This is a genomic window from Phenylobacterium sp. (assembly GCF_030679875.1).
In the GTDB taxonomy this organism is placed as follows: Bacteria; Pseudomonadota; Alphaproteobacteria; order Caulobacterales; family Caulobacteraceae; genus Phenylobacterium.
On record NZ_JAUXSP010000008.1, the window covers coordinates 112204 to 137883 of the forward strand.

A 25680-nucleotide genomic window follows, 5' to 3' on the forward strand; every position below is an offset into this window, starting at 1 on the left:
AGGTCCGGGGAGGCCGCCCGAGACGGGGGCGGAAAGGCCGGCAACCTATCGGGCGGCGGGCCCCTTCGCAATGTCAGGCCGAACGCAGTCCCCGCAGCCGGTCGACCCGGCGCATGGCCTTGCCCGGCAATTCCGACACCCCGCCTAGCGGCAGGGACTCCGCGGCCCGCCGCAGACTGTAGGCCGCCTGGCGCAACAGGGTGGCGGGGGACAGGACACCAACAAAGCCATGACCGACACTGACCTGGGCGTTGGCCAGTTCTCGCTTGAACCGGTAGTCGCCGGCCCCGAGGTCAAGGCGGTGATAGGGGGTGGTCTCCATCCAGCGAAGGATGTTCTGGAACAGCAACAGGCCGGGGGAAAAGCGATCGAAGGCCGGGTCGTGGGCGATCAGCCAGCCATGGATGGTCCGCGCGCCGCGCAGGTGCAGGTGAACCGCCGCCAGCTTGCCGCCAATGTGCAGAGAAAACAGCGCGCCGCCGAACTCCGGATCGCGGCTCTCGAACAGGTCGGAGATCAGCCGCCGGGTCCAGCCCGGCTGGAAGATGTCGAACTGCCCGGTGGCCTTCAACTGCGCCCGCTTCCAGGCGATCAGCTGGTCAAAGTCGCTGGAGGCGCGGCTGAAGGGAGTGAAGACCACCTCGCCCAGGTCACGCTCGGCCTTGCGGCGCTTCTTGTCGCAATCCTTGAGCAGCCCCACGCCCGCCGCGCGGCGGTCGGCGGCGTAGGCCTCGTAGCCTGGCCCGATATCGGCCACCTGGGAGAGGGACTCGCCGTGGGAGAAGCCCTGAAAGGGACCTGTGGCGTCCAGCATGTGACAGAAGTCGAGCCGCTGGACCCCCAGCGCCGCGACGATCTCCCGCGCGCTGACCTCAAGGCCAGGCGCCGCCACCAGCCCCTGATAGTCGCAGAGCGGCGCGCCCACCGGCAGGGCGGTGGCCCCGCCCACATGGACGGCCATGAAGCCCACATCCTGAGCGCCGTCGCGGACCACAGCCACGCGCACGCCGCGGGTCGCGCTGGCGCCGCGGGCCTGCGCCCGTTCCACCGCCCGCGCCCAGTGGGGAGACAGGAAGGGGCTGTCATAGGTGATGTCCTGCTGGCCCTGAAGCTGCGCCCAACGGTCCAGCCGCGCCGGCGTCAAATCCTGGGGACGGACGACCTCGATCTGCAAGGCGGACATGGACGGGGGTTACTCGACAAGGTTGCGGTCAAGCCACCCTAAGCGCCGAAGGGTTTCCGGCCCGTTGCCGAAAACCGCTCGTTCAGGCCGCGCCCCGATTTTCCCAGTCGACGTCAAATTCCGACACCAGATGGCCCGGCGCCACCTCGCTCAGGCGGGGGATATAGATCGGCGCCAGGGGATCGACGCTGACCCGGGAGGGCAGGAAGCGCAGGGCCGCGCCCGGGTCCATCGGGCTCGGCGGCTCGCCGGTGAGCTTCAACCGCTTACGGTTGCGCTCGCGCTCGGGGTCAGGGATCGGCGCGGCTGACAGCAGGGCGCGGGTATAGGGGTGCTGGGGATCGGCATAGAGCTTGTCCCGGTCGGCCATCTCCATCACCCGGCCCAGGAACAGCACCATCACCCGGTGGCTGATCTCGCGGACCACCGCCAGGTCGTGGCTGATGAAGATCATGGCCAGGCCCATCTCCTTCTGCAGGTCGATGAGCAGGTCGATGATCTGGGCGCGGATCGAGACGTCCAGGGCTGAGACCGCCTCGTCGCAGATCACCAGCTTGGGCTTCAGGATCATGGCCCGGGCGATGCCCACCCGCTGGTTCTGACCGCCGGACAGCTCGTGAGGATAGCGATTGATCAGCTCGGGCGACAGGCCAGCGCGAGCCATCATGCCGGCGACCTCGGCGTCGCGGGCGTCGCGATTCAGCTGAGGGGCGAAGATCTTCAGGGGTTCGGCGATGGAATCGCCGATGGTCATGCGGGGATCGAGGCTGGCGAGCGGGTCCTGGAAGACGATCTGCAGATCCTTGCGGGCCGCCCGCATCTCGGCCTTCTGAGCATGGGTGATGTCGCGGCCCATCAGGGTGACCACCCCGTCGGTGGGCTTGATCAGGTTCAGCACGGCCCGCGACAGGGTCGACTTGCCGCAGCCGCTTTCACCCACCACGCCGAGGGTCTCGCCCTGGCGCACATCGAAGGAGACGCCGTCCACGGCGCGCAGCTGTCGTGTTCCCCCCATCAGGCCCTGACGGATCGGGAACCAGACCTTGACGTCCCGGGCCTCGACGATCACCGGGGCGTCGGGCGCCACCGGCGCGACGGTGGGACGTCCCCCACGATCGGCGCGGTCCAGGCGCGGAATCGCATCGAGCAGGTCGCGGGTGTACTGCACCTTGGGCGTGGCGAAGAGTTCGCGCACCGGACCTTCTTCCACATAGGCCCCGTCCTTCATCACACAGACCCGGTCGGCGAGACGGGCGATGACCCCCATGTCGTGGGTGATCAGCACCATGGCCGTGCCGGTCTCACGGCCCAGCTCGGCCATCAGGTCGAGGATTTCGGCCTGGACAGTGACGTCCAGCGCCGTGGTCGGTTCATCGGCGATCAGCAGCTCGGGGCCGCCGGCCATGGCGGCGGCCACCATCACCCGCTGGCGCATGCCGCCGGACAGTTCGTGCGGATACTGGCGGAGGCGCCGCGCGGCGTCGGGGATGCGCACATGATCCAGCCACTGGCGGGCCCGGGCCATGGCGTCGCTCGCCGACAGGCCCAGATGCAGCCTCAGGGGCTCGGCGATCTGCTCGCCGATCCGCACATGGGGTGTCAGCGCCGTCAGCGGGTCCTGGAAGATCATGGTCATCTTCGAGCCGCGCAGGCGGTTCAGGGCCCGCGGCTTCAGGCCCAGGATTTCCTGGCCCTGGAACCGCACCGAGCCGGTGGCCCGGCCGTTCTGGGCCAACAGGCCCATGACCGTCATGAAGGTCTGACTTTTGCCTGAGCCGCTTTCGCCCACCACGCCGAGGGTCTCGCCCCGGGCCACCTGCAGGCTGACCCCGCGCACGGCCTGGACGGCGCCGTCATGGGTGTCGAAGGTGACCTTCAGATCATCGATGGCCAAAACGGGCGCGGCGGATTCAGTCACGGACAAGGGCGAACTCCAGATCGTCTGGCCCCGACCATAGACCGGGCGTGCGCCCTTGTGAAACAACCGCAGCCTCCATCCCCATTCCGCCGCCCAGAGGCCCCGCAGAACCATGTCCCCGCCCGACGCCTCACAGCCCAGGCCCGCCCTGTTTCTCGACCGCGACGGGGTGCTGAACCTCGACCGGGGCTATGTGTCACGCTGGGAGGACTTCACCTGGGTCGATGGCGCGCGCGCCGTGGTGCGCGCCTTCAACCAGGCCGGCTGGTGGGTCTTCGTGGTCACCAACCAGTCGGGGGTCGGGCGGGGCTATTATACCGAGGCTGACATGCACGCCCTGCATGCGGCCATGGCTGAGGACCTCGCGGCTGACGGCCTGCGGATCGACGCCTTCTATCACTGCCCCCATCACCCCGAGGCGGTGATCGAGGCCTATCGCCACCCCGATCCGCCGGACCGCAAGCCCAATCCCGGCATGCTGCTGCGGGCCATGGCCGACTGGCCGGTGGACCGGGCGGCCTCCTTCATGGTCGGCGACAAGGCCGGCGACATGGTGGCCGCCGCCCGGGCTGGCGTCGAGGGCCTGCTCTTCGAAGGGGGCGACCTGCGCGCCTTCCTGAAGGCGCAGGGTCGCCTGCCCTGACCTCGGCCTACCGCCGCTCCATCTGGTCCAGCATCCGCTCCAGGGTGGATAGCTCATCGGCCTCGCCGGGCGGCTTGTCCCAGCGCAGGCGGCTGATGCGGGGAAACCGCATGGCGACACCGGACTTGTGGCGGGTGGAGCGCTGCAAGCCCTCAAAGGCCACCTCGAAGACCAGGCCCGCCTGCGGCTCGGCGCGGACCGAACGCACCGGGCCAAAGCGCTCAAGCGTGTTGTCGCGGACGAACTTGTCGATCTGCTTCAGCTCGGCGTCGGTGAAGCCGAAATAGGCCTTGCCCACCGGGGTCAGGATCCGCTCGCCCTCCGCCCCGGTCGTCCAGACCCCGAAGGTGTAGTCGGAATAGAAGCTGGAGCGCTTGCCGTGCCCCCGCTGGGCGTACATCAGCACCGCATCGATCAGGAACGGGTCGCGCTTCCACTTGAACCACGGCCCCTTTGGGCGGCCAGCCTCATAGATCGAGGTCAGATGCTTGAGCATCAGCCCCTCGGCGATCTGCGGATCCCCGGCCGGCGGGTCGGCCCGCAGGGCGGTCAGATCGGCCCAGGTCTCGAAGGGCTGCAGGGGCGAGAGGTCGATGCGCGGATCATCCAGGGTCGCCACCAGCGCCTCCAGCTGCGCCCGGCGCTCGGTGAAGGCCAGGGGGCGCAGGTCCTCGCCCTCCAGGGCCAGGATGTCATAGGCGCGGATGGCGGCGGGATAGGCGCGCAGCATCTTGGCGTCGACGCTCTTGCGGTTCAGCCGCTGCTGCAGGTCCCCGAAAGGCGCGACCAAGCCCTCCCGCCGAACCAGCAGTTCGCCGTCCAGGGCGCCCTCAAAGTTCAGCGCCTCGACGACGTCGGGAAAGACGCCCGAGATGTCGTCGCCGGTGCGGCTGTAGAGCCGCTTCACGCCGGCCTCGCTCACGGCCTGGATGCGAATGCCGTCCCACTTCCACTCCGCGACGTAGGTCGCCGGATCGAGCCTGGCGAAATCGGCGACCTCATCAATCGCCTGGGCCAGCATCACCGGCCGAAAGCGCCCCGGCGCATTGGGGGAAGGTCGCGCCCCATGGCCCTCCAGCCAGGCGAACAGGTCCTCATACGGCGCGTGCAGGGCGTGCCAGACCTCCTCCACCTCAGCAATCGCCACCCCGCCCAGGTCGGCGCAGGCCTGCTTGGCCAGGCGGGACGACACGCCGACCCGAAGCCCCCCGGTCATCAGCTTCAAGAGCGCCCAGCGCGCGGTGGGATCGGTGAGCGCGTCCAGCCAGCCCTCGATCAGCCGCTGGACCTCAGGCCTCGTCGCGCCGGCCAGGGCGTCCACCACCTCCGAGAGCTCGGGCTCGCGATTGGCGCCGGGACGGGTCGGCCAGACGAGCGCCACGGTCTCGGCCAGGTCGCCGACATAGTCGTAGGACCAGCGAAACAGCACCGCATCCATCCGCTCTTCCACCGCCTTGCGGATGAAGGCCGGCTTGGCGGCGGAGAAGGTCAGGTCGCCGGTCAGGGCCGCCAGGGCCCAGCCCCGGTCAGGGTCTGGCGTCGTGGCCAGATAATCCCGCACCAGGGTCAGCTTGGCGTTGCGCGAGGCGGTCAGGGACAGACGGTCGAGGAGGTCGGCGAAGGCGCGCATCAGAGGCGCCTCCCCGGCTGGCGCGATGCGCCCTTTGGGCTATAGCGGAGGCGACCGCGCCAATCGGCGCGAAAGCCCGGGAGCCCCTGACCATGGCCGACGCCCGCGTGACCTGCATCACCAAGCAGCCCCGCAAGAGCCCGCACGAGGGGATCACCCATCTGGGCGGTCACGGCTGGAAGCGCACCAAGGCCGAGGTGATCGCCGCCATCGAAGCGCGGCGCGACACCTTCTACCTCCAGGTGGGCGGCGAGCGGGCCGAGATCAGCGTGCTGAACGGGCCGAACGGCAAGTATCTGCGGGCCTACGCCCAGGGCCAGTGGAACGACAGCCTGCTGACCCTGCCGACCTGCATCTGAGCGCGGGGCCCTCACGCCTCGTCCTCTTCCTCATAGCCCACCAGGGCCAGGGCCCGGGCCGGAATGCCTTGCAGCTCGGCCCAACGGGCCAGCGCCTCCTCCCGGCCGTGGGTGATCCACAGCTCGCCCGGACGGATCTCGTCCACCGTGGCGGTCAGTTCGTCCCAGTCGGCATGGTCGGAGATGATCAGCGGCAGCTCCACGCCGCGCTGGCGGGCCCGGGCGCGGACGCGCATCCAGCCTGAGGCGAAGGCCAGGACCGGATCATTGAACCGGCGGCCCCAGCGGTCGACCAGGGCCGAGGGCGGGCCAATGACGATGGCGCCGGCGAAGTCCTGTTTCTGGTCCGTGGTGGCCGGCAGCAGGGGCCCCAGGTCCACCCCGTGCGCCTCATAGAGGCCGTTCAGGCGCTCCAGGGCGCCGTGCACATGGACCGGCTTGTCCCATCCGCCCTCCCGCAACAGGCGGATGACCCGCTGGGCCTTGCCGAGCGCATAGGCGCCGACCATGTGGGTCCGCTCCGGAAACTGGGCGACAGAGCGCAGCAGGCGGGCGATCTCGCCGGCGTCGTCGGGGTGGCGGAAAACCGGCAGGCCGAAGGTGGCCTCGCTGATGAAGACGTCGCAGGGCACGGGCTCAAAGGCCGCGCAGGTGGGATCGCGCCTGCGCTTGTAGTCGCCAGACACCACCATGGTCAGGCCCTTCCAGCGGACCACCGCCTGGGCCGAGCCCAGCACATGGCCGGCCGGAACAAGCGTCACCTCCACGTCGTCCCGGGCCACGGCCTCGCCATAGGCGGCGGGCTGGCGGGCGGCGGCGAAGTCCGCGCCATAGCGCTCGCCCATGATGGCCAGAGTTTCGGGCGTGGCCAGCACCGCCCCATGGCCGGCGCGGGCATGGTCGGCATGGCCGTGGGTGATCACGGCGCGCGCCACCGGCCGCACCGGGTCGATATAGAAGTCACCGGGCGCACAATAGAGGCCCTCGGGGCGGGGACAGAGCAGGTCCTGCGGCTTGATCATCGCCTGTCCAGATGGTGAGGCGGCCGCCCCGCCGCCAGATTACGAAACGTCCACTTCATTACACAGTATTCATATTGTGAAATCGAGCTCATGACCAAGACTTAACGAGTATTCCGAAGAGCGGAAAACTATAAGGGGGTCATCGGAACGCGGCCGACGCGCTCCACCCACACAAGCCCTACGAGACCCGCCATGTTCCGCACCAACCTCCTCGCCTTCGCCAACATCGCCCTGGCCGCCACGCCGGTCATCGCCATCGCCGCCTACAGCAACACCCTGCCGCTGTTCTAAGGCGACGCGGGCCGGGCTCTCCCCAGACCCGGCCCAAACCGTTTTCGTTGACCACCCCGAGGTCAAGCCGCTAGGCCCTCGGGATGGTCAAGCCGCCCAACTTCATCGCCGCCATGACCGGGCCCCTCAATGAGGAGGCGGCCCGGCACATGGTCACCCGGACGCCTCAAACTGAGGCCCTGGGCTTTCAGTTCGTCTCCATCAGTGAAGCCCGCGGCGCGATCCGGGTTCCCTGGCGCGCCGACCTGGTGGGCGACCCCGAGACCGGGGTCATCGCCTCAGGCGTCGTCACCACCCTTCTCGATCATGTCTGCGGCCTGTCGATCCGCGCCGCCGACGCCGTGCCGCAGGGCACCCTGGACCTGCGCATCGACTATATGCGGCCAGCCAAGCCCCAGGCCGACCTGATCGCCGATGGCCACTGCTACAAGCTGACCCGCACGATCGCCTTTGTCCGGGCGCTGGCCCACGACGGCGATCCTGACGATCCGGTGGCCACCGCCCAGGCGGCCTTCGCCCTGATCGGCGGTGGCGCATGAGCGTGGAGACCACACCGGCCGAGCGGCTGGCCGCCTTCCTGGCCCGCACCCCCTATATCGCCTTCCTCGGCATGCGGGCCGAGCTGGCCGGCGACGAGATGACCGCCATCCTGCCGTATTCCCCGCACCTGATCGGCAACACCCTGCTGCCGGCTCTGCACGGGGGCGTGCTGGGCGCCTTCATGGAGATGACGGCGCTGGCTCAGCTGGCGGTGATCACCGGCGGCCCGAGGCCGGCCAAGACCATCGACGTCACCATCGACTACCTGCGCCCCGGCCGGGCCATGGACACCTATGCGCGGGCGGAGATCAAAAAGGCCGGCCGCCGGATCTCCAGCGTTCATGTGGAAGCCTGGCAGGAGGCCCGCGCCAAGCCCGTCGCCGCCATCCGCGGCCACTTCCAGATGCCCGTCGAGAGCTGAAGGCCGCGCGCCCCGACGGAAGAGGTCGGACAAATGCCGCTTGAGGCAGGCGGGCATGCGCGCTACCGCCTGACCCATGCTTCAGGGACTTTCACATTCGGCCCAAGGGGCCAAGAGCTGGCCATTCGAACAGGCGCGCGCCCTGCTGGCGCGGATTCTGCGCCTGCGGCTGTCCGACGCCGAGCGGGATCTGGCCGCCACCCTCATCGCCGCCGGCAAGGCCGACGAGGCGGTGGCCACCCTCGAACCCCTGCAGCGGTCGGTCATCTTCGAGACCGGCTATGGCCCGTCGGGCCTGCCCCATGTGGGCACCTTCGGCGAGGTGGCGCGGACCACCATGGTGCGCACGGCCTTCCGGGCGCTGACCGACGACGCCATCCCCACCCGGCTGATCTCGTTCTCCGACGACATGGACGGCATGCGCAAGGTGCCCCCGGGCCTGCCCAACCAGGAGATGCTGCACGAAGACCTGGACAAGCCGGTCAGCGTGGTCCGCGATCCCTTCGGGACCCATGAGAGCTTTGCGGCGCATAATAACGCCCGCCTGCGCGCCTTCCTGGATGGCTTCGGCTTCGACTACGAGTTCATGTCGTCGACGCAGGCCTATCGTTCGGGGCGGTTCGACGCGACCCTGCTGGTCGCCCTGGAGCGGTTCGACGCCATCCAGAAGATCATGTTGCCGACCTTGGGCGAGGAACGGCGGGCCACCTATTCCCCCTTCCTGCCGGTGAGCCCCAAGACGGGCAAGGTGCTGCAGGTCCCGACCCTGGAGCGCCATGTGGACCGCGGGACCATCGTCTTCGCCGACGAGGATGGCGAGCGGATCGAGGTCCCGGTCACCGGCGGCCATGTGAAGATGCAGTGGAAGCCCGACTGGGCCCTGCGCTGGGTCGCGCTCGGCGTCGACTACGAGATGGCCGGCAAGGACCTGATCGACTCGGTCAAGGTCTCCAGCCAGGTCTGCAAGGTGCTGGGCGGCGCCCCGCCCGAGGGCTTCAACTACGAGCTTTTCCTCGACGAGGGCGGCCAGAAGATCTCCAAGACCAAGGGCAATGGCTTCTCGATGGAGGAGTGGCTGCGCTACGCCACCCCCGAAAGCCTGGCCTATTACATGTTCCAGTCGCCCAAGTCGGCCAAGCGGCTGCACTTCGACGTGGCTCCCAAGGCGACCGACGAGTACCTGCAGCAGCTGGAATCCTTCAATCGCAAGAAGGCCGAGGGCGCCAACGAGCCGCAGATCGACAACCCCGTGTGGCACGTGCACCGGGGCGATCCCCCGGCCGAGGGGGCGGCGATCTCGTTCGCCCTGATGCTGAACCTGGTCTCGGCGGCCAACGCCTCCACCAAGGAGATCCTGTGGGGTTTCATCAGCCGCTACATCCCCGGCGCGACCCCGGCCGACCATCCGCTGCTGGACCGTCTGGCCGGCTATGCGATCAACTATTACGAGGACTTCGTGAAGCCCTCGAAGACCTTCCGCGTCCCCACTGATCAGGAGCGCGCGGCGATCGAGGACCTGGCGACCCGCCTGCGGGCCCTGCCCACAGGCGCCGACGCCGAGGCGATCCAGAACGAGGTGTTCGAGGCCGGCAAGGCCGGCGGTTTCGAGCCCCTGCGCGCCTGGTTCACGGCGCTGTATGAAGTATTGCTCGGCCAGAGCCAGGGACCGCGCTTCGGCTCCTTCGTGGCCATCTTCGGGGTCGAGCGCACCCTGGACCTGATCGACAAGGCTCTCGCCGGCGACCTGGTCGCGGGCTGAGGAAAGCGCGAAACCTCCAAGCGGCCGCCGCCCTCGGGGCTTGACCCCAGGGCCCATGCACACGGTCCTTCGCCGGCGTTCATGGATGGCCCGGTCAAGCCGGGCCACGACGGTTGAACGGTGGGCTGCGCCGTCAGTCCATGTCCAGCCAGCCCGCCGAGCCGATCGGCATGCCGGGCGGGGTTTCAGGGCGGACCTCCTTGGCGGCGGCCAGCCGACGCAGCTCGGCCGGATCCTTTATCAGGGCGACCAGCCGCGCCCGATGGGCCTGGGCCGCGGCGTCGCCGCCCCGGGCCGCGGTCAGGCGCGTGGCGATGGACGCCAGGGCCGCGCTGGCCTGAGCCGTCACCCCCGGCGCCGCGCCCGGGTCCTGGGCCAGCCGGCCCAGATCAAGCACCGCGCGGGCCTGGGTCCGCTGGGCGATGGGGACCAGGGCGGGATCGCCTGGATCAGCGAAGATCTTGCCCACCACGGCCCCCATCACCTCATCAGCCCCCGGCAGGGACGGGTCGCGGCGGTGCTGCTCGATCAGTCGGGCGAGGCGTTGGTCATTGAGCAGCACGTCCAGGACCAGGCCCGCGGCGACCTCGGCGGCGGCCAGGGGATCGAAGATCGGCCCGGCCAATGTGGGGAACAGCTCGATCTCGGTCTGGCGGTCATTGCGTCCGGTCACGCCGGCCGACATCAGGGGCATGAGGCCTCGGGGCGTCTCCAGAGCCGCAGGGTCCAGGGCCGCCAGCAGGGCGGTAAGGGCGCCGCGCTGGGCGGGGCCGGCCACCGGCGCTGAGGCCTCCTTGCCGTCGCCGATCACCGAATAGGCGAAGTCCACCCCGCCCAGCAGCTTCCCCGCCGCCTCCACCTGGTAGCGATGCATCAGATAGATCGGCACATACTTGCGGCGCAGCGCCGCCACCGGCTCGCCGGGATAGAGGGCGCCGAGGCCGAAGCTGGCCAGGGCGGCCTTGCGGACCTCCATCATCCGCGCCAGTTCGGCCGCCGGATCGGGGCCATCGTCCCAGAGGCTGCCCCAGGGCTGGCCGACGCCCAGGCCGCGGGAGTCGGCGTCGGTGATGTAGCGCAGGCCCTCCGCGGCCGTGGCGTTCTGGTGCAGCAGGGCCTGGGCCTCGCCCTCAGGTCCGTAAACCGCCGCGACGCTGAACTTGTCCCAGTCGCCGATGCCCACCGCATAGGCGTCCGACAGGTCGGGGCGGCCGGCGGTCAGCAGGATCCGCGGCGCCGGATAGTCCATCACCGAGGTCCGGCCCTGGGTCGAACCGGCGAAATTGTGCGCAAAACCGATGGAGTGGCCGACCTCGTGGGCGCCCAGCTGGCGCAGGCGGGCCAACGCCACCTCGGCGGGGTCATTGGGACCGCCCTTGCCGGTCCTGTCTGCGCCGACAAGGCCTTCAAAGATCAGCATGTCCTGGCGCACCCGCAGGGCGCCCAGGACCACCGAACCTTTCAGGATCTCGCCCGTGCGCGGATCGATGATGGTCTGGCCATAGGACCAGCCCCGGGTCGCACGGTCGGCCCAGTTGATCACGCTGTAGCGCACGTCCAGCGGGTCGGCGTCCGGCGGCAGGAGCTCCACCCGATAGGCGTCCTTGAAGCCGGCGGCCTCGAAGGCGTCGGCCCACCAGGCGGCCCCCTCGATCAGGGCGTTGCGAATCAGCTCCGGCGCGGCGGGGTCCATATAGAAGATGATCGGCTTCTTCACCGGCGAGACCGCCGCGGTGGGATCGGTCTTTTCCAGGCGGAAGCGCAGGGCGTACTGCTCGACGATCGGCTGGCCCAGGGGCGCGGCGAAGTCCAGAAACTGCAGGGCGTTGCCGCCGCTGCGGGGATCAAAGACCCGGGGCTCATAGCCCGGCTCCGGCAGCTTGACGAAGGAATGACGGACCTTGAGGGTCATCCGCTTGGCGTCGGGGGTGATATTGGCCACCTCACGCCCGGGGGTCTCCGACACGAAGGTCTGGAGCGCCTCAAGCTCGACATTCTCCGGGAAGGCCTTGGCGGCGGCGGGGTCGGCGAGGCTGAGATCCTTCGACAGGCTCCAGCCGGTTTCGCCCGAGCTCTTCAGGGCGTCGACCACCCCCAGGGAGTCCTGGGTCAGGAAACTCGACACATCGATCAGGATGCGGCCCTGGGCGTCAATTGACAGCACCTCGCCGGCCCAGACCATGGACGGGGCGAAGGCGTCCCGGGCCGAGGCCTGCTCGGCTTCCGGGGCGCCGACGGCGCGGAAGCGGGGGTTTTCGTACTCCGCCACAACCTTGGCCCCGACCCTGCGGAAGGTCAGCAGCCGCGAGGGCCCAAGCCTCGCCTTGTCCAGGCCGATGGGCGCAGAGCCCAGTCCGGTACGCAGGCTGGCCACATGAATGTAGCGGCCGCTGATCCCCTGGGCGTCCGGGGGCGGCAGCAGCATCAGGACCCGGCCCCGCTCGGCGTCGGCATAGATCGGGATCAACCCGTCCGTGCGCGACAGCCCGGCGGTGGCCTCGCCCATGGGCCGCGGCGCGGCCTGAACGGCTAGCGGACAGGACAACAGCGCGGCCACGGCGGCGGCCGCCAGCAAGGTGTTGCGGATCATGATGACGCCCCCGGTTTGACTGGGCGGCAGCCTAGGGCGGCCTTGCGCGGGCCGTCCACGAAAGAGGGTGAAACCTCAGGCTGAAATCGTCTGGCGCCTCGTCTTCGCGCAGGGGGCTTGCCTTGACGTTGACGTAAGATGCCACTTACGCTGTCAGCCAGAAACAAGCCGCCAAAAACCAGGCTCAACCGGAGACGCCACAATGCCCACCGACCTGCGCCGCCCCCAACGCACCTATACGATCCGCCAGCTCTGCCTTGAGTTCAAATGCACCCCGCGCGCCCTGCGCTTCTATGAGGACAAGGGCCTGCTGACCCCGGCCCGCGACGGGATGAACCGGGTCTATTCCTACAAGGACCGCGCCCGCCTGAAGCTGATCCTGCAGGGCAAGCGGGTCGGCCTGTCCCTGGCGGAAATCGGGGAAATCCTCGACCTCTACGACCTGGACGACGGCGGCGCGGCCCAGATGGCCAAGTCCCTGCGCAAGTTCAAGGAGCGCATCGTCGCCCTGGAAAGCCAGCGCGAAGACATCGACCGGGCGATCAACGAGCTCAAGAACGGCTGCAACAACCTTGAGCAGAAGCTGATCGCCACCCGTCCCGACCTGCTGCCCCGGGCGGCCGACTATGACCAGATGCTGCGCCAGCGCCTCGATGGCCTGGAGCATGTGGGCGCCAAGTAGAGCCCCGCACCTCGACCGCAACACCTTGACCGGGCCGGGCGACCGGCCCGGCCGACACCGGAGTCCCCATGCCCTACCAGCCCCCCGTCCGCGACCACCTCTTCCTGCTGCGCGACGTTCTGCAGATCGAGCGCTACGGAGATCTGCCAGGCTTTTCCGAGGCCTCCATGGACCTGGTGGCCCAGATCGTCGAAGAGGCCGGCCGCTTTACCGGGGAGGTCCTGGCCCCGCTGAACGCCATTGGCGACAAGCAGGGCTGCACCTGGCATCCGGACAATACGGTCACCACGCCCGAGGGATTCAAGGCGGCCTATAAGGGCCTGGTGGAGGGCGGCTGGCCGGCCATCGGGGCTGACAAGGCCTATGGGGGCCAGGGCCTGGCCCATGTGGTCAACCTTTCATTCTCGGAGATGTCGTCCTCGGCCAACATGGCTTTTTCCATGTATCCGGGCCTGACGCACGGCGCCTATTCGGCCATTCACACCGGCGGCTCGCCCGAGCAGAAAGACCTCTATCTGCCCAAGCTGGCGTCGGGCGAGTGGTGCGGCACCATGAACCTCACCGAGCCCCACTGCGGCACCGATCTTGGCCTGCTGCGCACCAAGGCCGTTCCGCAAGGTGACGGCTCCTATCGCATCACCGGTCAGAAGATCTGGATCTCCGGCGGCGAGCACGACATGGCCGACAACATCATCCACCTGGTCCTGGCCAGGATCGAGGGCGCGCCGGCCGGCACCCGCGGGATCAGCCTGTTCATCGTGCCCAAGTTCATTCCGGACGCCGAAGGCAAGCCCGGCGCGCGCAACACCGTCTTCTGCGCCGGCCTGGAAGAGAAGATGGGCATCCACGGCAACGCCACCTGCGTGATCCAGCACGAGGAGTCCGTCGGCTGGCTGGTCGGCGAGGAAAACCAGGGCCTGCGCCTGATGTTCGTGATGATGAACGAGGCCCGCATCGGGGTGGGCCTGCAGGGCGTCGCCCAGGCCGAGGCCGCCTATCAGGCCGCCGCGGCCTTCGCCAAGGACCGCCTGCAGGGCCGCTCGCTCACTGGACCGAAGAACCCTGAGGGCCCCGCCGATCCGATCATCGTCCATCCCGATGTGCGCCGGATGCTGTTGGACTCCAAGTCCGTCATCGAGGCCGGCCGCGCCTTCCTGTTCTGGACAGCCCTGCACGGGGACCTGGCCCATGGCAGCCCCGACGAGGCGGTGCGCCAGAAGGGCTCGGACTACATGGCGCTGATGACGCCGGTGGTGAAGGGCTTCCTCACCGACCGGGGCTTCAAGGTCTGTTCGGACGCCATGCAGGTGCACGGCGGCTCGGGCTTCACCGAGCATTTCCCCGCCAGCCAGTACATGCGCGATTGCCGCATCGCGCTCATCTATGAAGGCACCAATGGCGTCCAGGCCCTGGACCTGGTGGGCCGCAAGCTGGCCGCCGAGGGGGGGCGCGGGGTCATGGGCTTCTTCGCCGAGATCGACGCCTATGTGGGCGCCCACGAGAATGACCCGGCCCTGGCCCCGATAATCGAGGGCCTGTCCCAGGCCAAGGAAGAGCTGCAGGACGCCACCATGTGGCTGATGGCCAACGGCCTGGCCAATCCCGACCATGCCGGCGCGGCGTCCACCGACTACATGCATCTCTTCGGCCTGACGGCGCTCGCCTATATGTGGGCCATGATGGCCAGAGCCGCCCAGGACAGGATCGCGGCCGGCGACACCGACCCCTACTATGCCACCCGCCTGACGCTGGCCCGCTACTATGTGGAACGCATCCTGCCGGAAACCTCGTCCCACCTGGCCAAGCTGAAGACTGGCGCCGACACCCTGATGAGCCTGCCGGCCGAGGCCTTCTGATGGCCACCTACCGCGCGAGCGTGACCTGGCGGCTCTCGGCGGGGGAGGACTTCCCCGCCGGGCGCTACAGCCGGGGCCACGAGCTGGGGTTTGACCGCGGCACGACGGTGGCCGGCACCGCTTCGCCCCACGTGGTGGGCAACAAGTGGTCGGTGGAAGGCGCGGTCGATCCCGAGCAGATGCTGGTCGCAGCCCTGTCCTCCTGCCACATGCTGGTCTTCCTGCACCGGGCGCGGCTGGCGGGCTTCTCCGTCGCCGCCTATGCCGATGCGGCCGAGGGCGTGATGAGCGAGATCGCGCCGGGCCGCCAGGCGGTGACCCGCGTCACCCTGCATCCCACCATCGAATGGGCCGGGCCTGAACCGGACGCCGAGACCCTGGCGCGCCTGCATCACGAGGCCCACGAGGAATGCTACATCGCCAACTCGGTGAAGACCGAGGTCACCGTCGCCTGAGGGGCGCGGCCTCCAGCAGCGTGGCGAGCCGGGCGGTCAGAGCCGCCTCGTTCTTCATCTCGCACTCCCAGACCAGCTCGACCCGCCAGCCGGCCTCCCCCAACGCCGCCTCGACCGTGGCGTCGCGGGTCCGGTTGCGGGCGACCTTGCCCAGCCAGTAGTCGCGGTTGGTCTTGGGGACCCGGGCGCCCCTGGCGCAATCATGCCCATGCCAGAAGCAGCCATGGGCGAAGATGGCGAGGCGCCGGCCGGGCAGGATAATGTCGGGCGAGCCGGGGAGGTCCCTGCGGTTCAGCCGATAGCGGGCGCCGAGCCCGGTGAGCAGGCGGCGCAGGGTTCGTTCGGGCGTGGTGCCCGAGCCCCTGACCTGCCGCATGACGGCCGAGCGCTTGGCCGCGTCATAGACGTCGCCCACGCCCGGCCGCCCTTTATCCCTAAAGGCCCTCGAACAGGGCGGTGGACAGGTAGCGTTCGGCGAAGCTCGGGATGATGACGACAATGGTCTTGCCGGCCATGTCATCCCGGGCCGCTACGTGGAAGGCCGCCGTCAGGGCCGCGCCAGACGAGATCCCGACCGGAATCCCCTCTTCCCGCGCCACACGCCGCGCCATGGCGAGGCTGTCGTCGTTGGACACCTGGACCACTTCATCAATGACGCTACGGTCGAGGATCGAGGGGACGAAGCCCGCCCCGATGCCCTGAATCTTGTGCGGCCCCGGCTGGCCCCCGGACAGGACCGGCGAGGCCTCTGGCTCCACGGCGATCATCTTCACCGAGGCCTTGCGGGCCTTCAGCACCTGGCCGACGCCGGTGATGGTTCCGCCGGTGCCGACGCCGGAAATCACCACATCCACCTTGCCGTCCGTATCGTTCCAGATTTCCTCGGCCGTCGAGACCCGGTGGACCAGGGGGTTGGCCCCATTATCGAACTGCTGGGGCATGACTGCGCCCGGCGTCGCCTCGACAATCTCCCGGGCCCTCGCCACCGCCCCGGCCATGCCGCGCTCAGCCGGGGTCAGTTCCAGCTTTGCGCCCATCAGGGCCAGCATCTTGCGTCGCTCGATGGACATGCTCTCGGGCATGACGAGCGTCAGGGGATAGCCCTTGGCCGCGGCCACAAAGGCGAGCGCGATGCCGGTGTTGCCGCTGGTCGGTTCGACGATGGTGGAGCCAGGCTTGAGAATCCCTTGCGCCTCCAGGGCCTCGATCATGGAGACCCCGATCCGGTCCTTCACCGAGGCGATGGGATTGAAGAATTCCAGCTTGGCCAGCACCTCGCCCTTGGGCTTCAGCGCCGCGGTCAGCCGCGGCAGGCGCACCAGGGGGGTGTCGCCCATGGTGTCGATGATCGAGTTGTACACCCGGCCCCGGCCTGCGCGGCGGAGGCCTTCGGCGTCGTAGGTCTTGTCGGAATTGGCGTCCATGGACCTGCCTTCAAAATTCGCGTGTCGTGCCCTTTGAACGCGAACTTAGGGGTTCAGGTCGCAATTGTAAGCCGGTCATTCGGCGGCGATGGCGCGGGAATCGACCCCAATCAGCGGCTGGAGAAGGTTTTCCGCCAGCCAGGCCACCGCCGGAACCGCCACCCCGTCGCCGGTCACATGCAGGGCGGCGTTGGCCGAGGCGGGCAGGATATAGGTCTCGGGCAGGCCCATCAGCCGGGCGGACTCCCGCGGCGACACCAGGCGCGAACGCAGGCCCCCCTCGTCGGCGATCATCAACATCTGGCGCGAGGAGCCGCCGGTGGGCGTGCGCAGGCAGCCGGCCAAGCCGTCCAGACGGACCTCTGCCCGCTGGACACGGACGCCGTTCTCGGTGCGGATACGGCGATAAGCCGCCCCCACCGCCTGGCCCTTGGCGGCCCGTTCGGCGTCAAACCGCCGCCGGTGCAGGGGCGACATCTGGTCGAGCAGCAGTTGCGTCTGGGCCGCCGTGCGCCAGGCGACCGCGCCATCATCCTCAAGCAGGCTGGAGAGCTCGGTGTTGCGTGTCGGCGGCGCGGGCAGGCGCCACCAGACCCAGCGGGCCGCCAGCTCAGCGGGCAGGCGGCCCTGCGCCTCGATCAGGGCGCGGCTGTGGAACGGGCTTTCCCCGACCAGCGACGCAGGCGGCGCAGCCTTGGCCGCCACCACAAAGATCCGAGGCCGGGACTGGGGCAAGAAGCAGGCGGCGTCGATCTCCAGGGCGCCAAAGTGATAGCCCTCGTCGGCCAGGGCCTGACACAGGGCCTGGAAGTCGGCGCCGCCGTGAGAGGTCAGCAGGCCGACCACATTCTCGATGACGATGGTCCGGGGCGCGCGCCCTTCGGCGTTCAAGCCCTGAACCAGCTTCCAGAAGCCGAAAAAGGCCGAGGAGCGGCCCCCGGCCAGGCCCGCCCGGGCGCCGGCCAGACTGAAATCCTGGCAAGGCGAGGAGGCCCAGGCCAGGTCAGCCTGGCCGGGCAGGTCGGACGCCTCCAGCTTCCAGACGTCGCCCTCGCGGAAATGGGCCTCGGCGTCGGAGAAGTTGGCGCGATAGGCGCCGGCCTTGACCGGGTCGAAGTCATTGGCGAAGGCGCAGTCCCAGGCCTCGCCGAGGCCGAGCCTGGCCATGCCGCCGCCGGCGAAGAATTCATAGAACGTGGGGCGATGGTTTCGACTCATGGCACGGGAGTCTAACCTGTCCCGGCCCACGAGAAAGGACCCCCGTCATGCGCGCCGTCTTCAACGCCAAATCTGCGCCGGCCCGCCTGCGGGACGCCCTGATCGTTCCGGCCCTCATTCTAGGTCTCACCGCCTGCCAGCCCCAAGCGCCAGACGGGGATCAGGCGGAGGCTCCGGCCGACGCGCCAACCCCCGCGCCTACCCCGCCGCAAGCTGTCGCGCCCGAGCCCCCCGCCCCCACCGGTCCGTTCGCGGGCGAAATGCGCGCTGTGGGAACCGAGCCCTTCTGGGGCCTGCGGATCGCAACGACGGAGATCACCCTGGAACGTCCCGACGCGCCCCCGAGCAAGGCGCCCAATCCCGGTCCGAGCCTGGACGGCGAACAGGCGATCTGGCGCACTCGGACCGCCGACGGCGGCGACATGATGATCACCCTGTGGCAGGCGCCCTGCTCAGACGGGATGTCGGACCTGACCTACGCCTATCAGGCCCGGGTCCAGAGCGGGGATGAGACCCTGTCAGGGTGCGCAGGAAAGGCCGACGCCATGCCCCGGGAGGGCGCCGCAGCTCCATGAGACCGGCGCCAGAGGTCAGCCGATGTCGAGGGTCGCGATCTGCGGGGTCGGTTCCGGAGCCTTGGCGGGCGTCCCAGGGGTTGGCAGGGCGAAGCCCACCAGCACGGCGGCCAAGGCCAGCAAAACGAAAAAGGCTTTCAAAGCCATGGGTAAGGATTCCTGACGCCGGGGCGTTTTCTTAAACGTCGCCCGGAGTTCGAGCGCCCCAGAGAACGGGCCAGGAACACTGGGGGTTCCGCCCTTGCCGCCGCCCTGCGCCTGGGGGAGGCTCCCGCCGCGCGGCCAGATCGGCGCGCCCAGCTCTTGAGCCCGGTCGTGACAAAAATCAGCCTGAAGTTCGACTTCGCCAATGGTGAGCGTCTTGGTCCCGGCAAGGTCGACCTGCTGGAGCAGGTCCGGGACCATGGCTCCATCGCTGCGGCGGGTCGGGCCATGGGTATGAGCTATCGGCGAGCCTGGCTGCTGATCGACCGACTGAACCACATGTTTCTGGAGCCTGTGGTGGTCACCCAGCTCGGCGGCCGAGGCGGCGGGGCGGCGGGGCTAACCCCCTTTGGCGAAGATGTGGTCGCCTGCTATCGCGCCTTGCAGGCCAAGACCGCCGCAGCTGTGGCCGACGACCTGGCCGTCCTGGAGGCGGCGCTGCGGCCGAAGGCCGACTGAGCCTCAGCCCCCCGGCGACAGGTCGAGGATCTCGGCCACCAGGTCGCTAGCCGGGCGGCTCATCACCGCCTCCGGCGTCCCCGTCTGCAGGATCTGGCCCTGGTGCAGCACGCTCATCTGGTCGGCCAGGACGCGGGCCTCGTCCAGGTCATGGGTGACCAGTAGAATGGGAATATTGAGGCTCGTCCTCAGGTCCGCCAGGTCCTGTTGCAGACGCCGCCGGGTGCGCCGGTCCACCGCGGCGAAGGGCTCGTCCAGCAGCAGGACGTCCGGCGAGCGGGCCAGAGCCCTCGCCACCGCCACCCGCTGCTGCTCGCCGCCGGAGAGATCAGCGGGGCGGCGATGGGCCTTGTCGCCCAGCCCCACCTGGGCCAGCAAGGCGAGCGCTCGTTCAGCGCGCTCTGGCCCTGGACGGGCGGCCAGGCTGGTTTCCACATTGCCCTGGGCGCTCATGTGGGGAAACAGCGCGTAGCTCTGAAACACCATCCCCACCCGTCGATCCTGGGGGGACAACCAGGTTCCGGACTCTGCATCGAACCACACCACAGAGCCACAGGTGACGACGCCGCCCCGGGGGCGATAGAGCCCGGCGATCGCCTTGAGCACGGTGGTCTTGCCGGCGCCGGAAGGGCCCACGAGGGCGTGCAGCTCGCCCGGCGCACAGCTGAACTCGGCCGCCAGCCGGATCGGTCCGGCCTGATGGAGCCGCACCTGCAACCCGCCCGGCGCTGGCGCTTCCAAGACCTCAACCACGGAGCCGCACCGCCCGCGCGCCCACCCCATAGACCACCGCAATGGCGATGAAGGCGCTGAACAGCAGGAAGGCCGACATGATCCCGGCCGCCGCCGTATCGAAGGCCTGGACCCGGTCATAGATGCTGACCGCAATGGTGCGGGTCTCACCCGGGATGGCCCCGCCGACCATCAAGACCACCCCGAATTCCCCCAGGGTGTGGGTGAAGGTCAGGACCCCGGCGCTGAGCAGCCCTGGCCAGGCCAGCGGCAGCTCGACCTTGCGGAAGGTGGCGAAGGTGGACAGGCCGCCAACCCAGGCCGCATGGCGCAGATCCTGGCCCACGCCCTCAAAGGCCCGCTGCAGGGGTTGGATGGCGAACGGCAGGTTGAACACCACCGAGGCGATCAGCAGGCCCGAGAAGCTGAACACCAGGGTGTCGCCGGTCAGGGCCTGCCACGCCTGGCCCACCGGACTGGCCACGCCCATGGCGATAAGCAGGTAGTAGCCGAGCACCGTCGGCGGCAGGACCAGGGGCAGCGTGATGGCCGCCTCCAGCCAGCGCTTGCCGCGAAAGTCGTGAAAGGCCAGCACCCGGCCCAGGATAATCCCGACGGGCAGCAGAACCAGGGTGGTCGCGCCCGCCAGCTTCAGGGACAGGACAAGGGCCGGCCAGTCCATCACCGCGCCGCCTTCGCCTGTGGCAGGACAAAGCCGTAGCGCTCCAGAATGCGACGGGCCGCGGGTCCCTGGAGGAATTCGTAGAAGGCCCGGGCCGTGTCGCCGGCGCCGCGCAGAAGCGCCATCTGCTGGTTCAAGGGACGGTGAAAAGACTCCGGGATCAGCACAAAGGTCCCCCGTCGGGCGAACTCTGGCGAAAGCGCCAGCGAATAGGCGATCAATCCGCCCTGGGCCGAGCCGCTGGCGGCGAACTGCGCAGCCTGGGCCGCGTTCTCGCCCAACACCAGCCGGGGCCGGGCGGCTTCCCACAGGCCAGTGTGGATCAGGGCCTCACGGGCGGCGCGGCCATAGGGAGCGTGGTCGGGATTGGCGATGGCGAACCTGCGCAGGCGGCCATCGGACAGGGCCGCAGTCAGATCGGCCATCTGGGGGTCGACCTTTAGGGTGGAGCCCTCAGGCGCAAACAGGACGATCCGCCCTTGGCCGTAGGGATGGCCATCGCCGTCGGTCAGGCCGCCCTGCGCCAGACGCCGAACATAGGCCTCGTCGGCGGACAGAAACATCTCGAACGGCGCCCCCTGCTCGATCTGGGCGGTGAAGGCGCCGGACGAGCCGAACACCAGGCGCAGGGGAGCTCCGCCCTGGGCTTGAAACGCCTCCACGACCTGGGGCAGGGCGAACTGCAGGTCCGCCGCCGCCGCGACGGTGGGGCCGGCCCGGTCCTGAGCCGGGGCGCAACTGGTCGCGGTGGTCGCCCCGAACGCGGCTATGCCGCGCAGCACCTCCAGTCGGGTCACGCCATGGGGCAAGGTTGGGCTCCAGTCGAAATATACCGCCAGATATAGCGCGCCCGCTGCCGCTGTCACGGGTTCACAGCGCGCTTGACGTCGGGGCCTCGTCGGGGAGCTAATCGTCGCAAGGACGGGCGCAAGACCTGTCCACGCCAGGGAGGCGGCGAATTGGAACGGGCATATGACCTCGTCGTGCGCGGCGGGACCGTGGCTGACGGCGCCGGCGCGCCGGTCTATGAGGCCGATATCGCGATCAAGGACGGGCGGATCGCCGCCGTCGGCGAGGTCCGCGGCGCAGGCGCCGAGGAGATCGACGCCCGCGGCCTGCTGGTCACCCCGGGTTTCGTCGACATCCACACCCACTATGACGGCCAGGCGACCTGGGACACCCATATGCAGCCGTCCTCCTGGCATGGGGTGACGACCGTGGTCATGGGCAATTGCGGCGTCGGATTCGCCCCCTGCCGGCCCCAGGACCACGACCGGTTAATCCGCCTGATGGAAGGGGTGGAGGACATTCCCTTCCCGGTCCTGACCAAGGGTCTGGCCTGGGATTGGGAGAGCTTCCCTGACTATCTCGACGCCCTGTCACAGCGCCGGTTCGATGTCGATATCGGGGCCCAGCTGCCCCATGCGGCGCTGCGGGTCTATGTGATGGGCGAACGCGGCGCGGCCCGCGAGCCGGCGACCCCCGCCGACATCGCCGCCATGGCTTCCCTGGCCGAACAGGCCATGGCCGCCGGCGCCCTGGGCTTCTCCACCTCCCGCACCCTCAACCACCGCACCAGCGATGGCCAGCCGACCCCGACCCTGACGGCCGGCGAGGACGAGCTGACCGGCATCGCCCTGGGCCTGGCCCGGGCCGGCAAGGGCGTGCTGCAGGTGGTGTCCGACTTCGCCGACCCTGAGGCCGAGTTCGCCATGCTGCGGCGGATCGTCGAGGCCTCTGGCCGCCCGCTGTCCTTTTCGCTGACCCAGCACGCCAAGGCGCCCCAGGCTTGGCGGCTGCTGTTGGACGCCCTGTCGGACGCCACCGGGGCTGGCCTGCCCATGAAGGCCCAGGTCTGTGGCCGACCGGTGGGAATCCTGTTCGGCTTCGAGCTGACCCTCAATCCGTTCAGCCACCACGCCACCTACAAGGCCCTGGCCCATCTGCCTCTGGCCGAGCGGGCCGCGCGCCTGCGCGATCCTGCGATCCGCAACGCCCTGCTGGCCGAGGCCGCCGCCATCGAACCGGGTTTCGCCGCCTCCGCCACCCGAAACTGGGGCAATATGTACCTGATGGGCGAGGTCCCGGACTATGAGCCGCGGCCCAACCAGACCCTCGCCGCCCTGGCCCAGAAGCGCGGGGTGAGCCCCGAGGCCCTGGCCCTGGATCACCTGTTGTCCAACGACGGGCGCGGCATGCTTTACCTGCCCTTCCTCAACTATGCCGAGGGCTCGCTCGCCCCCAGCTATGAGATGCTGGGCCATCCCGACGCGGTGCCCGGCCTGTCGGACGGCGGCGCGCATGTGGGCATGATCTGCGACGGCTCCTTCCCGACCTCGAACCTGACCCATTGGACCCGGGACCGTACCCGGGGACCGATGTTCGACCTGGAGGCCATGGTGCGGATGCAGACCCGCGACACCGCCCGCGCGGTCGGTCTCTACGACCGCGGCATGATCGCCCCGGGCTACCGGGCCGACCTCAACATCATCGACTATGACCACCTGACCCTGGAGGCGCCGGGGGTGGCCTATGATCTGCCGGCCGGTGGGCGGCGGCTGATCCAGCGGGCCCGGGGCTATGTGGCCACCCTCGTCGCCGGCGAGGTCACCCAGCGCAATGGCGAGCCCACGGGCGCCCTGCCCGGCCGGCTGCTGCGCGGCGCACAAGGCGCTCCCGTGGCCCTGGCGGCCGAGTAGGGGCGACAGCCGAATTCGGCCAGCGACGGCGCCGTTTCCCTTCGACCGGTCCGCCGACGCACGCCATAAGGCGCCCATGACCGCTTCGCTCGACGAGGCGCGGGAGGTCCTGCGCCGCACCTTCGGACACACCGATTTCCGGGGCCTTCAGGGCGAGGTGATCACCGAGGCCCTGGCCGGGCGCAGCGCGCTCGCCGTCCTGCCCACCGGCGGCGGCAAGAGCCTCTGCTACCAGATCCCCAGCCTGCTGCGGCCGGGCCTTGGCCTGGTGGTGTCGCCCCTCATCGCCCTGATGACCGACCAGGTCGCCGCCCTGCAGCAGTCTGGTGTGGCGGCCGCCCGCCTGGATTCGGCCATCGAGCCTGCCGAGCGGGCCGAGACCTGGCGGCGTGTGGAGGCCGGCGAACTCAAGCTGCTCTATGTGTCGCCCGAAGGCCTGATGGCCCCGCATATGATGGAGCGGCTGCGGCGCACGCCGCTGGCCCTGATCGCCATCGACGAGGCCCACTGCGTCAGCCAGTGGGGCCACGATTTCCGCCCCGACTACCGCACGCTCGGGCGCCTCGCCGACCTGTTCCCTGACGTGCCGCGCCTGGCGGTCACCGCCACCGCCGACGCCCGGACCCGGGACGACATCCGCGCCGAGCTGCGCCTGGGGGACGCGCTGGAGTTCGTGGCCAGCTTCGCCCGGCCCGAGCTCGCCCTGTTCGCCGAGCGCAAGGCAGGCCCCGCCCAGAAACGGGTGCTGGAGCTGGTGGCCGAGCGGCGGGGGCGATCAGGTGTGGTCTATGCCGGCTCCCGCGACGGGACCGAGCGGTTGGCCGAGGCCCTGCGCCAGGCCGGCGTCGACGCCCAGGCCTATCATGCGGGCCTGGACAAGCATGTCCGCGCCCACCGCCTCGAAGCCTTCCTGGAGGCCGAGGACGCGGTGATGGTGGCGACCATCGCCTTTGGCATGGGGGTCGACAAGCCCGACGTCCGCTTCGTCATTCACGCCGATCCCCCAGGCTCCATCGAGGCCTATTGGCAGGAAATCGGCCGGGCCGGCCGCGACGGCGACCCCGCCGAGGGCATCACCCTCTACGGCGCCTCAGACCTCGCCTGGGCCCTGCGGCGCATCGACGGCCGGGAGATGGACGAGGCGGTCAAGCAGGTGCAGGTGCGCAAGGTGCGCCAGCTCTACGCCATGCTGGAGGGCGCCGGCTGCCGGGCCGCCGCCGTCCGCCGCTATTTCGGCGAGGAAGGGGTGGAGCCCTGCGGCCAGTGCGATGTCTGCCTCAGCCCGCCGGAGACCACCGACGCCACCCAGGCCGCCCAGAAGGCGCTGTCGGCCGTCCACCGGATGGGCGGGCGGTTTGGCCGCGGCCGTCTGGTGGATCATCTGCTGGGCAAGACCAAGGACCCGTCCGAGTTCGAGGCGGGCCTATCCACCTTCGGGGTCGGCCAGGAGCTCACCGCCACCGGCTGGCGCGACCTGATCGACCAGCTTTTGTTCGAGGGCCTGCTGCGGGAGGACCCCAACGACAACCGCCCCCTGATCGCGCTCGGCGAGGCCGACGGCGTGCGGGCGGTCTATCGCGGCGAGCGGCCGGTGCGCACCCGCAAAGCCGCCCCGGGCGCCGAGCGGAAAACGGCCGGCCGCCGTCGCGCCAGCGCCAGCGACCTTTCCCTGCCGCCCGCCGACCAGGGCCTGTTCGAAGCCCTGCGCGCCTGGCGCCGCGAAGAGGCCGCCCGCCAGCACGTGCCGCCCTATGTGATCTTCCACGACCGCACCCTGGCCGAGATCGCCCAGGCCCGGCCCGCCGCCCAGCGCGCGCTCGGCGCCATCTCCGGCGTCGGCGAAGGCAAACTCGCCCGCTACGGCGAGGCGGTGCTGGCGGTCGTGCGGGGGCTTGAGGGGTGAGGTTGGGGGCGAGAAGCTGTGCGCCTTCCGGAGCCGATAGCCTGCAGCGCCAGCAGCTCAGGCAAAACGCTCGCGAACGGCCCTAGCGGCTGGTCGGCCATAGCAGCGCTGCAGCCAACCATATGTTCGAGCATGCTGATCTAGCTGCAGCGGAGCCCAACGTGACGGGGAGAGGACGCACGCCACATTGAGGTCAGCGATCGTAAACCGTGATCCGCCGAGCCAATCCTGATGGGCAAGGGCCGTGTCCAGTTGATTGAGCGCCGACTGAGCCTCCGCCATCGCAACTTCCAGCGTGAGCCTCCGGTGGGGGCCGCCTTGTCGGGGTGAGGTGGATGGCGATGCTGTGCTCGTAAGGACGTCCTTAAGAGCGCTCGTAGCTGCACAGCATGGCCCATGTCAGTTTGATCACCGGTCCGGAGCGCCGCCGCAGGT

The 25680-nt window shown here is 69.5% G+C and carries 25 protein-coding genes; 12 read left to right on the forward strand and 13 right to left on the reverse strand.

Translation table 11 applies throughout. The features are described from left to right. Positions 1 to 73: 73 nt before the first annotated feature. Together Q8K84_RS05330 and Q8K84_RS05335 are read right to left on the reverse strand one after the other, a co-directional pair. Complete coding sequence (locus Q8K84_RS05330; RefSeq protein ID WP_305281521.1) at positions 74 to 1183, reverse strand: GNAT family N-acetyltransferase; 1110 nt, start codon at positions 1181 to 1183, stop codon at positions 74 to 76. A gap of 82 nt (positions 1184 to 1265) precedes the next feature. Continuing rightward, entirely contained in the window at positions 1266 to 3101 is a 1836-nt protein-coding gene (locus Q8K84_RS05335; protein ID WP_305281523.1) for a dipeptide ABC transporter ATP-binding protein, read from the reverse strand. 112 nt (positions 3102 to 3213) lie between these two features. Here Q8K84_RS05335 and Q8K84_RS05340 point away from each other — a divergent pair, with 112 nt between their 5' ends. Then, positions 3214 to 3744 carry an HAD family hydrolase gene (locus Q8K84_RS05340; RefSeq protein ID WP_305281524.1) on the forward strand — a complete coding sequence of 177 codons (531 nt, stop codon included), beginning with the start codon at positions 3214 to 3216 and terminating at the stop codon, positions 3742 to 3744. Positions 3745 to 3751: 7 nt separating this feature from the next. Here the strand turns inward: Q8K84_RS05340 and Q8K84_RS05345 are convergent, their stop codons facing one another. Then, entirely contained in the window at positions 3752 to 5374 is a 1623-nt protein-coding gene (locus tag Q8K84_RS05345) for a cisplatin damage response ATP-dependent DNA ligase (protein ID WP_305281525.1), read from the reverse strand. 92 nt (positions 5375 to 5466) lie between these two features. Here Q8K84_RS05345 and Q8K84_RS05350 point away from each other — a divergent pair, with 92 nt between their 5' ends. Further along, complete coding sequence (locus Q8K84_RS05350) at positions 5467 to 5733, forward strand: DUF3892 domain-containing protein (RefSeq protein ID WP_305281526.1); 267 nt, start codon at positions 5467 to 5469, stop codon at positions 5731 to 5733. 11 nt (positions 5734 to 5744) lie between these two features. Here Q8K84_RS05350 and Q8K84_RS05355 read toward each other — a convergent pair whose 3' ends face one another. Further along, on the reverse strand, positions 5745 to 6755 hold the full coding sequence (locus Q8K84_RS05355; protein WP_305281527.1) for a ligase-associated DNA damage response exonuclease: 1011 nt from the start codon (positions 6753 to 6755) through the stop codon (positions 5745 to 5747). A 374-nt stretch (positions 6756 to 7129) separates the two neighbouring features. Between Q8K84_RS05355 and Q8K84_RS05360 the strand changes: the two genes are divergently transcribed. The 3 genes from Q8K84_RS05360 to Q8K84_RS05370 all read left to right on the forward strand — a co-directional run bounded on the left by Q8K84_RS05360 (position 7130) and on the right by Q8K84_RS05370 (position 9766). Then, a complete protein-coding gene (locus Q8K84_RS05360) occupies positions 7130 to 7585 on the forward strand; it encodes a PaaI family thioesterase (RefSeq protein WP_305281529.1) in 456 nt (151 codons plus the stop codon). Continuing rightward, positions 7582 to 8007, forward strand: coding sequence for a PaaI family thioesterase (locus Q8K84_RS05365; protein ID WP_305281531.1), 426 nt, complete (start codon positions 7582 to 7584; stop codon positions 8005 to 8007). Before Q8K84_RS05360 ends, Q8K84_RS05365 begins: the two co-directional genes overlap by 4 nt. 76 nt (positions 8008 to 8083) lie before the next feature. Next, positions 8084 to 9766: a lysine--tRNA ligase gene (locus Q8K84_RS05370; protein ID WP_305281533.1), complete on the forward strand. Its 1683-nt coding sequence runs from the start codon at positions 8084 to 8086 to the stop codon at positions 9764 to 9766. A gap of 133 nt (positions 9767 to 9899) precedes the next feature. Here the strand turns inward: Q8K84_RS05370 and Q8K84_RS05375 are convergent, their stop codons facing one another. Next, a complete protein-coding gene (locus Q8K84_RS05375; RefSeq protein WP_305281535.1) occupies positions 9900 to 12356 on the reverse strand; it encodes a zinc-dependent metalloprotease in 2457 nt (818 codons plus the stop codon). Positions 12357 to 12558: 202 nt separating this feature from the next. Between Q8K84_RS05375 and Q8K84_RS05380 the strand changes: the two genes are divergently transcribed. The 3 genes from Q8K84_RS05380 (at position 12559) to Q8K84_RS05390 (ending at position 15349) form a co-directional block, all read left to right on the forward strand. Continuing rightward, on the forward strand, positions 12559 to 13038 hold the full coding sequence (locus tag Q8K84_RS05380) for a MerR family DNA-binding transcriptional regulator (RefSeq protein ID WP_305281537.1): 480 nt from the start codon (positions 12559 to 12561) through the stop codon (positions 13036 to 13038). A 68-nt stretch (positions 13039 to 13106) separates the two neighbouring features. Beyond that, the gene (locus Q8K84_RS05385; RefSeq protein ID WP_305281539.1) at positions 13107 to 14894 is read left to right on the forward strand and encodes an acyl-CoA dehydrogenase C-terminal domain-containing protein; all 1788 of its coding nucleotides are present in this window, start codon (positions 13107 to 13109) and stop codon (positions 14892 to 14894) included. Beyond that, positions 14894 to 15349, forward strand: coding sequence for an OsmC family protein (locus Q8K84_RS05390; RefSeq protein ID WP_305281541.1), 456 nt, complete (start codon positions 14894 to 14896; stop codon positions 15347 to 15349). The genes Q8K84_RS05385 and Q8K84_RS05390 overlap by 1 nt, the downstream gene beginning before the upstream one ends. Here the strand turns inward: Q8K84_RS05390 and Q8K84_RS05395 are convergent. From Q8K84_RS05395 to Q8K84_RS05405, 3 genes are all read right to left on the reverse strand, one after another. After that, positions 15336 to 15764, reverse strand: a complete 429-nt coding sequence (locus tag Q8K84_RS05395; RefSeq protein ID WP_305281542.1) for a very short patch repair endonuclease — start codon at positions 15762 to 15764, stop codon at positions 15336 to 15338. The genes Q8K84_RS05390 and Q8K84_RS05395 overlap by 14 nt on opposite strands. Positions 15765 to 15783: 19 nt before the next feature. Further along, a complete protein-coding gene (gene cysK, locus Q8K84_RS05400; RefSeq protein WP_305281543.1) occupies positions 15784 to 16773 on the reverse strand; it encodes a cysteine synthase A in 990 nt (329 codons plus the stop codon). 75 nt (positions 16774 to 16848) lie between these two features. After that, complete coding sequence (locus tag Q8K84_RS05405; protein ID WP_305281544.1) at positions 16849 to 17991, reverse strand: DNA cytosine methyltransferase; 1143 nt, start codon at positions 17989 to 17991, stop codon at positions 16849 to 16851. Between the two features lie 47 nt (positions 17992 to 18038). Here Q8K84_RS05405 and Q8K84_RS05410 point away from each other — a divergent pair, with 47 nt between their 5' ends. Then, on the forward strand, positions 18039 to 18566 hold the full coding sequence (locus tag Q8K84_RS05410; RefSeq protein ID WP_305281545.1) for a COG3650 family protein: 528 nt from the start codon (positions 18039 to 18041) through the stop codon (positions 18564 to 18566). A 15-nt stretch (positions 18567 to 18581) separates the two neighbouring features. On the opposite strand, the gene Q8K84_RS05415 is transcribed toward Q8K84_RS05410, so the two are convergent. Continuing rightward, positions 18582 to 18713 carry a hypothetical protein gene (locus Q8K84_RS05415; RefSeq protein WP_305281546.1) on the reverse strand — a complete coding sequence of 44 codons (132 nt, stop codon included), beginning with the start codon at positions 18711 to 18713 and terminating at the stop codon, positions 18582 to 18584. A gap of 168 nt (positions 18714 to 18881) precedes the next feature. Between Q8K84_RS05415 and Q8K84_RS05420 the strand changes: the two genes are divergently transcribed. Beyond that, positions 18882 to 19229, forward strand: coding sequence for a winged helix-turn-helix domain-containing protein (locus Q8K84_RS05420; protein WP_305281548.1), 348 nt, complete (start codon positions 18882 to 18884; stop codon positions 19227 to 19229). A 3-nt stretch (positions 19230 to 19232) separates the two neighbouring features. On the opposite strand, the gene Q8K84_RS05425 is transcribed toward Q8K84_RS05420, so the two are convergent. The 3 genes from Q8K84_RS05425 to modA are packed head-to-tail and all read right to left on the reverse strand — an operon-like array spanning position 19233 to position 21452. Further along, positions 19233 to 19982 carry an ABC transporter ATP-binding protein gene (locus tag Q8K84_RS05425; protein WP_305281550.1) on the reverse strand — a complete coding sequence of 250 codons (750 nt, stop codon included), beginning with the start codon at positions 19980 to 19982 and terminating at the stop codon, positions 19233 to 19235. Next, entirely contained in the window at positions 19975 to 20643 is a 669-nt protein-coding gene (modB, locus tag Q8K84_RS05430) for a molybdate ABC transporter permease subunit (RefSeq protein ID WP_305281551.1), read from the reverse strand. The genes Q8K84_RS05425 and modB overlap by 8 nt, the downstream gene beginning before the upstream one ends. Then, positions 20643 to 21452, reverse strand: a complete 810-nt coding sequence (gene modA / locus Q8K84_RS05435; protein ID WP_305281552.1) for a molybdate ABC transporter substrate-binding protein — start codon at positions 21450 to 21452, stop codon at positions 20643 to 20645. Before modA ends, modB begins: the two co-directional genes overlap by 1 nt. Before the next feature lie 150 nt (positions 21453 to 21602). Here modA and Q8K84_RS05440 point away from each other — a divergent pair, with 150 nt between their 5' ends. Both Q8K84_RS05440 and recQ read left to right on the forward strand, forming a co-directional pair. Next, positions 21603 to 23342, forward strand: coding sequence for an amidohydrolase family protein (locus tag Q8K84_RS05440; RefSeq protein WP_305281553.1), 1740 nt, complete (start codon positions 21603 to 21605; stop codon positions 23340 to 23342). Positions 23343 to 23418: 76 nt separating this feature from the next. Further along, positions 23419 to 25245, forward strand: a complete 1827-nt coding sequence (gene recQ, locus Q8K84_RS05445; RefSeq protein WP_305281554.1) for a DNA helicase RecQ — start codon at positions 23419 to 23421, stop codon at positions 25243 to 25245. 57 nt (positions 25246 to 25302) lie between these two features. Here the strand turns inward: recQ and Q8K84_RS17385 are convergent, their stop codons facing one another. Beyond that, on the reverse strand, positions 25303 to 25527 hold the full coding sequence (locus tag Q8K84_RS17385; RefSeq protein ID WP_370867836.1) for a glutathione S-transferase family protein: 225 nt from the start codon (positions 25525 to 25527) through the stop codon (positions 25303 to 25305). Positions 25528 to 25680: the final 153 nt, after the last annotated feature.

What these genes read in the sequence shown, in the direction of transcription:
- Q8K84_RS05330 (WP_305281521.1), bottom strand. Translation starts at nt 1,183, where the DNA reads ATGTCCGCCTTGCAGATCGAGGTCGTCCGTCCCCAGGATTTGACGCCG.
- Q8K84_RS05340 (WP_305281524.1), top strand. Translation starts at nt 3,214, where the DNA reads ATGTCCCCGCCCGACGCCTCACAGCCCAGGCCCGCCCTGTTTCTCGAC.
- Q8K84_RS05345 (WP_305281525.1), bottom strand. Translation starts at nt 5,374, where the DNA reads ATGCGCGCCTTCGCCGACCTCCTCGACCGTCTGTCCCTGACCGCCTCG.
- Q8K84_RS05350 (WP_305281526.1), top strand. Translation starts at nt 5,467, where the DNA reads ATGGCCGACGCCCGCGTGACCTGCATCACCAAGCAGCCCCGCAAGAGC.
- Q8K84_RS05355 (WP_305281527.1), bottom strand. Translation starts at nt 6,755, where the DNA reads ATGATCAAGCCGCAGGACCTGCTCTGTCCCCGCCCCGAGGGCCTCTAT.
- Q8K84_RS05360 (WP_305281529.1), top strand. Translation starts at nt 7,130, where the DNA reads ATGGTCAAGCCGCCCAACTTCATCGCCGCCATGACCGGGCCCCTCAAT.
- Q8K84_RS05365 (WP_305281531.1), top strand. Translation starts at nt 7,582, where the DNA reads ATGAGCGTGGAGACCACACCGGCCGAGCGGCTGGCCGCCTTCCTGGCC.
- Q8K84_RS05370 (WP_305281533.1), top strand. Translation starts at nt 8,084, where the DNA reads ATGCTTCAGGGACTTTCACATTCGGCCCAAGGGGCCAAGAGCTGGCCA.
- Q8K84_RS05375 (WP_305281535.1), bottom strand. Translation starts at nt 12,356, where the DNA reads ATGATCCGCAACACCTTGCTGGCGGCCGCCGCCGTGGCCGCGCTGTTG.
- Q8K84_RS05380 (WP_305281537.1), top strand. Translation starts at nt 12,559, where the DNA reads ATGCCCACCGACCTGCGCCGCCCCCAACGCACCTATACGATCCGCCAG.
- Q8K84_RS05385 (WP_305281539.1), top strand. Translation starts at nt 13,107, where the DNA reads ATGCCCTACCAGCCCCCCGTCCGCGACCACCTCTTCCTGCTGCGCGAC.
- Q8K84_RS05390 (WP_305281541.1), top strand. Translation starts at nt 14,894, where the DNA reads ATGGCCACCTACCGCGCGAGCGTGACCTGGCGGCTCTCGGCGGGGGAG.
- cysK (WP_305281543.1), bottom strand. Translation starts at nt 16,773, where the DNA reads ATGGACGCCAATTCCGACAAGACCTACGACGCCGAAGGCCTCCGCCGC.
- Q8K84_RS05405 (WP_305281544.1), bottom strand. Translation starts at nt 17,991, where the DNA reads ATGAGTCGAAACCATCGCCCCACGTTCTATGAATTCTTCGCCGGCGGC.
- Q8K84_RS05410 (WP_305281545.1), top strand. Translation starts at nt 18,039, where the DNA reads ATGCGCGCCGTCTTCAACGCCAAATCTGCGCCGGCCCGCCTGCGGGAC.
- Q8K84_RS05415 (WP_305281546.1), bottom strand. Translation starts at nt 18,713, where the DNA reads ATGGCTTTGAAAGCCTTTTTCGTTTTGCTGGCCTTGGCCGCCGTGCTG.
- modB (WP_305281551.1), bottom strand. Translation starts at nt 20,643, where the DNA reads ATGGACTGGCCGGCCCTTGTCCTGTCCCTGAAGCTGGCGGGCGCGACC.
- recQ (WP_305281554.1), top strand. Translation starts at nt 23,419, where the DNA reads ATGACCGCTTCGCTCGACGAGGCGCGGGAGGTCCTGCGCCGCACCTTC.
- Q8K84_RS17385 (WP_370867836.1), bottom strand. Translation starts at nt 25,527, where the DNA reads ATGGCGGAGGCTCAGTCGGCGCTCAATCAACTGGACACGGCCCTTGCC.